This window comes from Microcystis sp. CS-574, from assembly GCF_028329095.1.
GTDB classification, from domain to species: Bacteria; Cyanobacteriota; Cyanobacteriia; order Cyanobacteriales; family Microcystaceae; genus Microcystis; species Microcystis ichthyoblabe_A.
In genome coordinates this window covers 1-11,042 of the sequence record NZ_JAQMSY010000017.1, presented here as the reverse complement: position 1 = coordinate 11,042, position 11,042 = coordinate 1, and the positions used below count along the sequence as shown (strand labels likewise).

12 protein-coding genes, 1 tRNA gene and 1 pseudogene are annotated in these 11,042 nt (G+C 44.7%); 6 read left to right on the top strand and 8 right to left on the bottom strand.

Features of this window, described 5'->3' with window-relative positions; all coding sequences use genetic code 11:
* Both PN470_RS01195 and PN470_RS01190 read right to left on the bottom strand, forming a co-directional pair.
* Positions 1 to 117 (bottom strand): annotated as a pseudogene (locus PN470_RS01195) (Uma2 family endonuclease); the annotation flags it as partial.
* Positions 118 to 462: 345 nt separating this feature from the next.
* A complete protein-coding gene (locus tag PN470_RS01190) occupies positions 463 to 1,371 on the bottom strand; it encodes a transglutaminase family protein (RefSeq protein ID WP_069474120.1) in 909 nt (302 codons plus the stop codon).
* 180 nt (positions 1,372 to 1,551) lie between these two features.
* On the opposite strand from PN470_RS01190, the gene PN470_RS01185 reads away from it, so the two are divergent.
* The gene (locus PN470_RS01185; protein WP_002778982.1) at positions 1,552 to 3,003 is read left to right on the top strand and encodes a GTP-binding protein; all 1,452 of its coding nucleotides are present in this window, start codon (positions 1,552 to 1,554) and stop codon (positions 3,001 to 3,003) included.
* Positions 3,004 to 3,204: 201 nt separating this feature from the next.
* Here the strand turns inward: PN470_RS01185 and PN470_RS01180 are convergent, their stop codons facing one another.
* Positions 3,205 to 3,501 carry a type II toxin-antitoxin system RelE/ParE family toxin gene (locus PN470_RS01180; protein WP_002737690.1) on the bottom strand — a complete coding sequence of 99 codons (297 nt, stop codon included), beginning with the start codon at positions 3,499 to 3,501 and terminating at the stop codon, positions 3,205 to 3,207.
* The gene (locus PN470_RS01175) at positions 3,486 to 3,674 is read right to left on the bottom strand and encodes a hypothetical protein (RefSeq protein WP_002752772.1); all 189 of its coding nucleotides are present in this window, start codon (positions 3,672 to 3,674) and stop codon (positions 3,486 to 3,488) included. The genes PN470_RS01180 and PN470_RS01175 overlap by 16 nt, the downstream gene beginning before the upstream one ends.
* A gap of 474 nt (positions 3,675 to 4,148) precedes the next feature.
* Between PN470_RS01175 and PN470_RS01170 the strand changes: the two genes are divergently transcribed.
* The 4 genes from PN470_RS01170 (at position 4,149) to PN470_RS01155 (ending at position 6,495) form a co-directional block, all read left to right on the top strand.
* Positions 4,149 to 4,841 (top strand): Crp/Fnr family transcriptional regulator, encoded by a 693-nt coding sequence (locus tag PN470_RS01170; RefSeq protein WP_002778985.1) that lies wholly within the window; start codon positions 4,149 to 4,151, stop codon positions 4,839 to 4,841.
* Between the two features lie 341 nt (positions 4,842 to 5,182).
* Entirely contained in the window at positions 5,183 to 5,671 is a 489-nt protein-coding gene (locus PN470_RS01165) for a DUF29 domain-containing protein (RefSeq protein WP_130757745.1), read from the top strand.
* 61 nt (positions 5,672 to 5,732) lie between these two features.
* Positions 5,733 to 6,305 carry a zeta toxin family protein gene (locus PN470_RS01160; protein ID WP_272103420.1) on the top strand — a complete coding sequence of 191 codons (573 nt, stop codon included), beginning with the start codon at positions 5,733 to 5,735 and terminating at the stop codon, positions 6,303 to 6,305.
* A 1-nt stretch (position 6,306) separates the two neighbouring features.
* Complete coding sequence (locus PN470_RS01155; RefSeq protein WP_193979582.1) at positions 6,307 to 6,495, top strand: hypothetical protein; 189 nt, start codon at positions 6,307 to 6,309, stop codon at positions 6,493 to 6,495.
* A gap of 322 nt (positions 6,496 to 6,817) precedes the next feature.
* Here the strand turns inward: PN470_RS01155 and PN470_RS01150 are convergent, their stop codons facing one another.
* Both PN470_RS01150 and PN470_RS01145 read right to left on the bottom strand, forming a co-directional pair.
* On the bottom strand, positions 6,818 to 7,606 hold the full coding sequence (locus tag PN470_RS01150; RefSeq protein ID WP_272103416.1) for a TrmH family RNA methyltransferase: 789 nt from the start codon (positions 7,604 to 7,606) through the stop codon (positions 6,818 to 6,820).
* Between the two features lie 62 nt (positions 7,607 to 7,668).
* Positions 7,669 to 7,752: transfer RNA gene (locus PN470_RS01145), tRNA-Leu, on the bottom strand.
* Between the two features lie 191 nt (positions 7,753 to 7,943).
* Between PN470_RS01145 and murA the strand changes: the two genes are divergently transcribed.
* Entirely contained in the window at positions 7,944 to 9,257 is a 1,314-nt protein-coding gene (gene murA, locus PN470_RS01140; RefSeq protein ID WP_272103414.1) for a UDP-N-acetylglucosamine 1-carboxyvinyltransferase, read from the top strand.
* A gap of 102 nt (positions 9,258 to 9,359) precedes the next feature.
* Here murA and PN470_RS01135 read toward each other — a convergent pair whose 3' ends face one another.
* Together PN470_RS01135 and PN470_RS01130 are read right to left on the bottom strand one after the other, a co-directional pair.
* The gene (locus PN470_RS01135) at positions 9,360 to 10,196 is read right to left on the bottom strand and encodes an ABC transporter ATP-binding protein (RefSeq protein ID WP_272103412.1); all 837 of its coding nucleotides are present in this window, start codon (positions 10,194 to 10,196) and stop codon (positions 9,360 to 9,362) included.
* A gap of 9 nt (positions 10,197 to 10,205) precedes the next feature.
* Positions 10,206 to 10,898 carry an ABC transporter substrate-binding protein gene (locus PN470_RS01130; RefSeq protein WP_272103410.1) on the bottom strand — a complete coding sequence of 231 codons (693 nt, stop codon included), beginning with the start codon at positions 10,896 to 10,898 and terminating at the stop codon, positions 10,206 to 10,208.
* Positions 10,899 to 11,042 lie beyond the last annotated feature (144 nt).

The window sequence follows — 11,042 nt, the reverse complement described above, 5'->3', positions numbered from 1 at the left end:
ACAACTGAGTAGAATTATGATTTGTTGCAGGTGTAAATCACTTTCCAAGGGTGGTTCATCACTCCATAAATCCGTGGGGGGACAGGTAACTTCTGGTAAAATGTCGAGAGTTGTCATAGTTTTTCCCCTGGCTGGGACATTGATCTAATTATAACAGCTATGAGTCAGTAGTAGTACAGGGTGAGAGCATCTCAAATGCTATTGACAATTGGCCAATTTTGTGATCCGCGTGGGCATTTCAAGTGTTACCAGTCAATCAGAATAGCTACGAAATCGACCCATTTGGTCGATTTTTGCTTAACAATTGAGATAGCCAATTCTGATCAAATATGCCTGAATCGCTCTCTGGGTAAGTAACTCACATCAAGTCCCTTTTGTCAAGGATTGTTAAGATGCGCTTACCCTGGGTCAAGTAGGATTAGTTGGAAAATCGCCAGTCAAGGAAAAACCCGATAATTCAACCTATTCCCTCGGATCAAAATCCGGCAGCGTCCCCAGCTTGCGAATGGTCACTTTAACATCCATAGACAAAAAGTCATCGGCATCACCAAACCAAGAACCGGAAAGAGGTATGATTTGACCGGGATGACGAGCGATCGCCACTCGAATTAAATCAAAGCCGGCGGTAATTTGATTAGTCGGATCATAATTACGCCAACCGGCCCCCGGTAGATAAACCTGTAACCAAGCATGGGTAGCACCAGAGCCAGTCATCCCCACTTCACCACCGTCGAGGGCAGCATCGTAGAGATAGCCACTGACAAAACGACAGGCTAAACCCAATCTTCGCAAAGCTTCGATCATTAACCAAGCATAATCGCGACAAGTTCCCGACTTTAGCCGCAGGGTTTCTCCGGGGGATTGAGTTCCTTCACTCTCTCTGGATTGGTAAGTAAAATTATCTTTGATAGCGGCCATCATTCTTGCCATGGCATCGAGGGTATTATCTTGGTCCCCCGCTACAAAACTTTTGGCCCAAGCTGCCAAGCTGCCGTCGGCATCCTCGGCGTGGGGACGCATAAACACCACCAGATCTAACCATTCATCGGGGGTGTACTGGATGGGAATTTCGATCGCCCGTTGAGCGAGGGGAAAATCAGCGATCGCTTTTAAGCCAAAATGTTCAGCCCGTAATCGACAGGTAACGATTAATTCTGACGCTGGTTCAGCAAATTCAATCCCTACCACATTGTTAGATAGAGTATCCATAGTCCAGCGCGTTTTGGCGGCAATATTCGCTTCTACAGAATAACTGATAATTCTTTCACCGTGACCGGCACTAGGCAAAAAAATCGCCCGATGTTCCCCAAAAGTTACCGGTTTACGATAATGATAGGTGGTGATGTGTTCCAAGTCGTAGATGACACTCATCCTGATTATCCTTAATAAAGTAGCTGGTTATAATTAAATTGAAGATGGTTCCCCCCTTGATCCCCCCTTAATCCCCCCTTAATAAGGGGGGTATCTGACAATTTTTAACACCCACCCACTTAATCACTGACAACTGATAACCGATAACTGATAACTGATAACTGATAACTGATAACTGAAATGACCTCTGACCCGTTCCTCGATCGAGCTTGGAATACCGAAGACCTAGAACAAGCGCTTCGAGGTGTCGGCACTATTCAAGAAGAACTCAACTATAATCAGGCACGCAATTCTCTGAGCAAACTTGTTGAGCGTCTGGATCTTACCTCGATCGAGAAAATTGGTCTAGAAGCGGAGATCGATCGCCTAGTGGCCCTGCTGGAAAAACTCGATCGCTCCCTGATTCAAATTGCCGCTTTTGGTCTGGTGGGCCGGGGAAAATCCTCGATTTTAAATGCTCTGGTCGGTCAAGAAATCTTTACAACCGGTCCTCTACACGGAGTTACCCGCACCATTAAAGGGGTAAATTGGCAGTTGAGCAGCGATGATACTTTCCCCAATCTAGCGCGTCTGACCCTGAACGGCCAGGGTAATGCTCAGGTGCAATTGCTTGATACTCCCGGTATTGATGAGGTAGATGGGCAAACGAGGGAAATTCTCGCCTGTCAGGTGGCGCAGCAGGTGGATTTAATCCTTTTTATCATCTCCGGTGATATGACCAAAGTGGAATTTTCCGCCCTGGCCAAGTTGCGGGAAGCGGGAAAACCGATGATTTTGGTCTTTAATAAAATCGATCAGTATCCGGAAGTCGATCGCCTCGCTATCTATGAGAAAATCGCCTCAGAACGGGTGAAAGAACTACTCTCCCCCGATGAGATCGTTATGGTGGCGGCCTCTCCCCTCTTGGCGGAGACGGTTAAAGGGCAGGATGGGCGGCTTAAAACGCAACGATTTCGGGGAAAACCCCAGATAGAAGCCCTGAAACTCAAAATTTTGGAAATTCTAGAGCGAGAGGGTAAATCGCTGGTAGCACTCAATTCTATGCTGTATGCGGACGAGGTAAACGAGCAAATTGTCGCCCGCAAAATGGCTATCCGTGATCGCGGCGCCAATCAATTGATTCAAAAAGCAGTGATGATCAAAGCATCGGCGATCGCTCTCAATCCAGTGACGGTGTTGGATCTGTTTACGGGGGCAGTTATCGATCTAGCCATGATTCTCGCTCTTTCTCGCTTATACGGCATCGATTTAACTCGTCGGGGAGCGATCGCTCTTTTACAAAAAATTGCCCTCAATATGGGGGGTATTAGTGCCAGCGAATTTTTAGCGGTTTTGGGCTTAAGTTCCCTCAAAGGACTGCTTGGCCTCTCGATTCCTGCCACTGGCGGCATTTCTCTTCTTCCCTATACTTCGATCGCCCTGACTCAAGCGGGGGTTGCCGGTGTATCCTGTTACGCGATCGGCCAAGTGACGAAAACCTATCTCGCTAATGGGGCCACCTGGGGACCCGATGGCCCGAAGGCAGTGGTAGCCAGTATTCTCGATTCCCTCGACGAAACCTCGATTCTCAACCGGATTAAGCGGGAATTAGGCTCAAAATTGGCGGGTGGGGGACTTTTCAGTGATCAGTAAACAGTAATCAGTAATCAGTGAACTGAAGGCAACAGGCAATAGGCTCCCAGAAAGAATCTGGCAATTCTCCTACCTAAAAAGAAGGTTAGAAACTGAGTAAATTAAAGCTTTTAGCTTAACAAATTTGGTTTTAGATTCGGCCCTTGTGAACTGAAAATTCAAATCTGACCACTGATAACTGATCACTGATCACTGACTCGATCAATCCAAGAAATGCTTACTATGGACGATCGCCGCTATAATAACTACTGCTCCTTGAATTTGATAGATCAGACGGTAGGCATAGGCAGACTTTTCTCGGATGGTATCATCGCTAAATTCGGCGCATTTTTTCGCTTCTAGGGGACAATTTTCTAAAGAATAGCTTATATCAAGAATTCGACGCACGACGGCCGCCGCGTAGGACGGGGAATCTCGACTAATATAAGATGCGATCGCATCCACGTCTTCAATTGCTTTGGGCGACCAGACAAGGCGATAATTCACTCGATCAGCCATTTGTTTAAAAGACCCTCAACTTCTTCTTGGGGGATTGTATTCTCTAGAGAAGCAGCGCTCAAACTTTGACGCACCTTCTCCAGAACGTATAAATGATACTGAATATCTTCAATTGAACAATCATCTGGTAATTGATTCAAGAGGGATTCCACTTTTTGTCTAATGCTATTCATACAAGTTTGACCGAAGTTTTTAAGGAAAAGTATAAATTTAAATTATCTATCAACTATAATCTATAGCAGTTATCTTAATAGTGAGGTACGAAGTATCTGGTTTTAGGGAACAGGGAACGGTTAACAGTAGCCGGTCGCCAAGAGATAATGCCAAATTTCTTTATACTTCATCTTTAAGAGAAACGCTATATCATAGATAGAAAACTAATAGTCACGCATCCTATCTTATGCCATAGTCCCCAGAAAAGCGAGAAAAAGTTAAGAATAGATAAGGTGATTATCTCGCTTTTGTAACATTGGGGCGGGTATTCTGTTAAGAATACTTAATAATTCTCCTATCCGCTCAATCCCCGCAACTTTTAGGGATTATTGACCAATAAGCATCGAGCGGCCACAAGACCCCCCCCAATCGCAGCAATTTTTTGTTACATTAGTTTACAGTTCCCTCAACGCCCCAATGGGTTATTAATTTTAATGTCTTCTTCGGTTCCTTCGTCGGATTTTATACCCTTAATCGGTCAAGAAACAGAAATCTTTAACTGGGCAAAATCCCATTATCGTAATCATACCTTTGCCAAAGATGAAAAAGTCGCCACACGCCCCGGACTGTTATACTTTGTCGAATCTGGGGCGATTCGTATTGTTGGTAAGGCACAAGTTAACGTTATCGACCAAAAATTTCCCCGTCAACTACCTATTGCCGATAGTGAGGAAGTATTTCTCGGTTTTGTGGGTGCAGGTCAACCTTTTGAGATTGTTTCTCAATTTCCCTTTCAATTACAAGCCCAAGCTCATCTAGACGGAACCAAGTTAGTCTGGTTATACTGGGAAGACCTACAACAATGGCCGCAATTGCGATCGGCTGTTATGGAAACTTTTCGCCATCAATACCAGCGTAAGTTATTTTGGTTGAGTATTCTCGGTCAAAAACGCTCCCTCGATCGATTAATGGGGTTCTTGGTTTTATTACTGGAAGAATACGGTCAACCCTGTGTAGAAGGCTATTATCTCCCCTATCCCCTAACTCACGCTCAAATTGCCAGTGCCATCGGCACTACCAGAGTAACAGTAACAAGATTAATCGGTAAATTGCGACAACAAAATTCGATCTTTTTTAAGCAGGATAATCTTATCGGATTGCCCAGTTTATTTTTGAGTCATAATTAATTTTTCTGCGGTGTTGCTGACTCACGCTATGAATGCTAACTGTGCATCCTATCCAAAAGTTAAGTAGGTAGGCGTTAAAAATCATCAGATACCCCCCTTATCAAGGGGGGAAGGGGGGATCAGCACCCCCCTTATTAAGGGGGGAAGGGGGGATCAGCACCCCCCTTATTAAGGGGGGATTAAGGGGGGATCAGCACCCCCCTTATCAAGGGGGGAAGGGGGGATCAAGCCTAAAATCCATTTTTAATTTAATTATAACCAGCTACTTAGTTTGGCTCCAGGTTTTAAAAACCCCACACAAGCAGATTCCTATCACAAATCAGCAACCCCAGAAATCTATTATGAACGCACAAACCCCGCTATTGCTCTCCGTTCTCTACGAGGAAGATTTTGTTCTCTGGACAGAAAAAACCGCCGAACTTTTAAAGCAAAAAGAGTTTGACAGGGTGGACTGGGAAAATCTGATCGAGGAAGTAGAGTGCATGGGAAAAAGCGAGCGCCAAGCTGTCGAAAGTTTATTAACTCAACTATTAATCCATCTTTTAAAACTGAGTTATTGGACAACGGAAAGAGAACGAAATGCGCGTCATTGGCTAGGAGAGATAGCCACTTTTCGAGTGCAACTGAAAAAAAAGATCAAAACCCCAACGCTAAAAAATCATGCCATTAATTCCTTCGGGGAGGCCTATTTAGACGCAAGACAAACCCTAATTGATGGGAGAATTGTCGATAAAAATATAATTCCCCTAGAGTCTATATTCACTCTCGAACAAGTATTAGACGGAGATTGGTTCCCCATCGATATCTCACCTTTTTTTACGGAAAGTTGAGAACCACTGATAGTTAGTTCGAGGTTATCTCAAAATAATCTGGAGGACGAGCTTTTCCCTCATGTCTGACGTTTATCTAATTGCTGGCCCCAATGGTTCCGGGAAAACCACCGTCGCGTCGCTAAAAAAAATTTTACCCAACTTTTTAGGCGTTATCGAGTACGTTAACGCCGATGAAATTGCCGCCGGACTCTCACCTTTTAATCCTGAGTCGGTTGCTATCCAAGCAGGACGGTTGATGTTAGAAAGACTGATAACGCTGAAGTGCCAAGGAATAGATTTTGCTTTTGAAAGCACCCTGGCAGTCCGACATTTTGCCCGTTTTTTGAGAGACTGTCAAAGTTCTGGCTATAGGCTCAATCTTATTTATTTTTGGCTACAAAGTCCACAATTAGCTTTAGAGAGAGTTCACAGAAGGGTAGCCAGTGGCGGTCATAATATTCCTGAAGATGTGGTTCGTCGTCGTTATGAGCGGGGACGTATTAACCTCATGCAGTTGTATTTACCTTTATGCGATACTTGGGTGATCTATAATAATTCTGGGGATGAACCGCACTTAGTTGCTGCGTTAGGATTTAATCAACCTCCTATTATTTATAACCCAGACACCTTCCGAATCATTACCAGAAACTAAAATGACTGAACCAACCTTAACGGAACTGCATCAGAAAATCGATACAGGTGTTAGAGTCGCAATCGCAGAAGCAATTGAGAGACACCGCCTCTTAGGAGAGTCTATCAGCATTTTCAAAGATGGCCAAATTGTCACCTTAACAGCCGCGCAAATTCCGCCAAAATCGGACTTAGGGTCTAAGTTAAAATAAATAGAAGAACTTTGAAACAGATTCTAGCCAATGACAGTGTGACAATCTCTCTAAAGTAAAGAAGAATTTGCCCAAAGAGGTGATTATATCTATTAAACCCAGATAATCTACTGGGAGCAGTGTAAGTTGTAGAAAGAGTTCCTTTCCAAGAGCAACGCTTAGGGGTTCGATTCCCCTACCCCGCACTGTTGTAAGTTAAACCTCGATTTTTTACCCAAGAACATCGCGCCAAATATTTGTTTACTTTTGTTACAAACGAGAATTTATTCTTGACAAAAAGCACAAACTATGATAGGGAATAAATCTCTAATTCTTGTCTGGTTTAACTATTCACCGATAATTGTCTTCTAGCTTCGTAGAGGATGACAGCAGTAGCGATCGCAACATTTAAAGATTCTACACCACCAAAGAGGGGAATTTTCACCGTTTCATCGGCTAAAGCCGCTAATTGGGGTGATAAACCGGCTCCTTCATTGCCTAATAATATTAAAGTCGGACGGGTAAAATCAATCTCCCAGTGGTTTTTTGTGGCTGTGGGTAAAGTCGCAATCGCTTTTACCCCCTGTGCTTGATATTTTTTCACTAAAGCCGATAAATCCGATTCTACCACCAGGGGCGATCGAAACCATTCCCCGGCGGAACTGCGGATCACTTTGGGGTTATCGATTTCGACGCTATCAAGACTTAACCAGATACCCTGTACTTCCGTAGCCACGGCAGTGCGGATAATAGTGCCGAGATTACCCGGATCCTGCAATCTTTCCAAAACTAAGCCCAATTGTAGCGGATTTTGGGGGACTGGATGAAGGTGATCACGGGCAATAGTGGCAATCACACCATCCGGATTAACCGTTGTTGCTAGGGAAGCGAGGACTTCCGGGGAAACTATCTCGACTCGTTTCGCTTGATTTTGAAGCTTCTCTGCTAATTCTCCCTGTCTTTGCTGCCACTTTTCTGTCAAACAGACCGTTTCTAGGGAACAATTCAGGGCTAAAGCTGTCTCTAATAAGTGGGTTCCCTCAATTAAGGACAAATTCTGCTCCTGTCGCTCTCTAGTGCGGTGTAGCTTGCGAATTTGCTTGATTAAAGGGTTTTGAACACTGCTAATCATAGCTAATCGGATTTTTCACCCCGCTAGGGCTGCCCTAAATAACTACGTTTTGAGGGAGATAATGCGGAACTCGGGACTTGAACCCGAAAGTCTTTGCAGACACTAGAACCTGAATCTAGCGCGTCTACCAATTCCGCCAGTTCCGCATTTTTCTTTCACAATCTCTTATTATACTATCGGACAATCCATCAGTCAAGATAGTTGAGATAATTAAGACAAAAATCGTTTTTCGGGGTAGAATCACCGATAATTCGTTCAAAAATCTGATAAGATGCAGTCTAATTTTACCGAAGCTTTCCTTAGCCAAGACTCCCAACTAAGATAAATGAATGATCCTATGACTATCGATATCGAGCATCCCTATTTAGAAATTCAAGGTCGTCACTCTCTCAAGGGTGAAGTTAAAATCAGTGGTGCCAAAAATGCCGCTCTAGTGATTATGGCGGGAGCTTTACTCTGCTCCGACGAGTGCCAGATTAGTAATGTACCTGCCCTAGCCGATATCGAGCGGATGAGTCAAATTCTCTCGGCTTTGGGCGTGCAAGTCCGTCACACCGGAGATAGACTAGAGATTGATGGCAGAGACCTTAAACAAGCTCAAGCGCCCTACGATCTCGTCTCCCAGTTGCGAGCCAGTTTTTTTGCCATTGGACCGATTTTAGCCCGTTTAGGAGAAGCAAAAGTTCCCCTCCCCGGCGGATGCGCCATTGGGGCCAGACCAGTGGATCTGCACGTTAGAGGCCTACAGTCAATGGGTGCAGATGTATTAATTGATCGTGGCATGGTACACGCCCGCGTTAAGGGTAATGGTCGTCTGAAAGGGGCGAATATTTATCTGGATTATCCCAGTGTGGGAGCGACGGAAACCCTAATGATGGCGGCGACTTTAGCGTTCGGGGAAACCATTCTCGGTAATGCAGCCCAAGAGCCGGAGGTGATTGATTTAGCCAATTTTTGTGTTTCCATGGGGGCAAAAATTCGCGGTGCCGGGACCAATACAATTGTCATCGAGGGAGTTTCCCGTCTGCACAGTACCGATTACAGTATCATTCCCGATCGCATTGAAGCCGGGACTTTACTGATAGCCGGGGCGATTACCCGCTCAGAAATTAGTCTTTATCCCGTGATTCCTAGCCATTTAGCTTCGGTAATTGCCAAACTGCACGAAATCGGTCCGGAAGTGGTGGAAGATGGTCCCAATCGTCTGCGGATTATCCCTAGGGACTTAAAAGCCACCGATATGGAAACCCTGCCCTATCCCGGTTTTCCCACGGATATGCAGGCCCAATTTATGGCTCTATTAACTTTAGCCGAGGGCAGTAGCGTGGTTAATGAGACGGTTTTTGAAAACCGTCTGCGTCATGTGGCGGAATTAAAGCGTCTGGGAGCAGATATCAAGGTCAAAGGAAATGTGGCTTTAGTGCGCGGTGTGCCTTTCCTCTCCGGGGCGCCGGTGATGGCCACGGATCTACGCGCTTCGGCAGCTTTGGTGGTGGCAGGATTAGCAGCCCGGGGGACTACTATTGTGCAGGGACTCCATCACCTCGATCGAGGTTACGATAATTTAGAGGGTAAATTAAGAGCATTGGGGGCAAATTTACGCCGGGTTGATCCTTTAGCCTTAGAATTGGCTACCCTGACCCCATCTTAACAGAAAAAGGGCGAAGCATTCGGGCAATAACCTATCGCTGAAACCGTAGATTTCCTATCCGAATGCCTTGCCCCTACAGATATTATCTGACTTGTTCACCGCCTATTCATCGGCTGTAAAATAACGCTCTAGAAAATCGAGAGCATGATTTCTTAAATCATAATATTCTTGAGTTTCTCGCATGGCGTGACGATCCCGGGGATGGGGAAAAGGCACTGTTAAAATCTCACCGATATTAGCATGGGGTCCATTGGTCATTAAAACAATGCGATCGGACATAAAAATTGCCTCATCTACATCATGGGTAATCATAATCACCGCTTGCCGGTGACTCTCCCAAATTTTCAGAACTTCCTGTTGTAATTTTCGCTTAGTTAAAGCATCTAAAGCCCCAAAAGGTTCATCCATTAATAGCATTTTCGGTCGAGTTACCAAAGCGCGAGCGATGCCCACCCGCTGCTTCATTCCGCCGGAGATTTCTTCGGGATATTTATCAGCAGCGGCCGTTAAATGCACCATAGCTAAATGTTCATTAACAAGGCTATTTTTTTCAACTTTACTAGCACTTTTAAGAACTTCATCCACTGCCAAGCGAATATTTTCTCGCACTGTCAACCAGGGCAAAAGAGAATAATGCTGAAAAACCATCATGCGGTCGGCCCCTGGTTTACGAATTAATTTTCCTTCTAAAGTGACCTGTCCCGAGGAGGCTTGTTCTAAACCGGCGATAATTTTTAAAAGCGTCGATTTGCCGCAACCGGAATGACCGATCACCGAAATGTATTCTTGGGAACCAATAGTTAGATTGACCCCATCAAGTACAACAAAATTACTGCCATCAGCCTTAGGATAAGCTTTAACGATATTTTTAATCTCTAAAAATTCTTCCCTGGAAAAGGAACTTGAGAGCGGGTTAGGAACAGAGGAGAATTGGGCCATAATAATTAATTATCCCTGCAAATAAAAGAATTGAGGTGAATTGGCGCGAATTTCAAAACTGTTGAGATAACCGACGAGATCGCTAGGATCAAAAGCTTTTTGATCGATAAAAGCCCCCGGCGGTACGACGTAATAATCCTCGCTGGGAGAAACAATACCCATATCGTCGGCGATTTGACGGTATAAATCGGTTTTCCAAGCTTTTTTGGCTACTTCTTCCGCATTTTTGGGTATTTCAGCAATCTGTCCCCAGCGAGCGGCTTGGGTGATTAACCAAAGACTTTCGGATTGCCAGAGAAAGGTAGAATGATCGTGATCGGCTTTGGCAATATCTTTCGGCATGGCGAAAAAAATTGTCGTCGCTAGATCCTCAACCAGACGTTTTTGATCATCGAAACCGCCATAGTTGTAATCCCCAACGATGCCGGGGCGGGTAAATTGTGGTTTTGCCCCTGTAAACGAGCGCCCGGAAATGATCGTCGCTACTTCCTCTCGATTTTCAGGTCGATCGCAATACTGACAAGCTTCAATCATCGCTTTGACTAAAGAGCGATAGGTTTTCGGGTTTTCTTCGATAAAAGACTCCATCACCGCTAGAATGCGATCGGGGTGTCCTTGCCAGATTTCCCGTCCCTGGGCAAAGGTAAAACCGACCCCTTCGTTACCGGTAATCGCCCTAGTGTTCCAGGGTTCGGCCACCATATAAGACCTCTTGCATAATTTTTTTATGGTATAATATAAGGTTTTGCTTTTTTCTCAATTCTTAGATTGAAGTGGAAAAAAGAATAAAATGTGATCTTAGGTCAGGAAATCATCTATAATTTTGCTATGTTTATTAGCAAAATT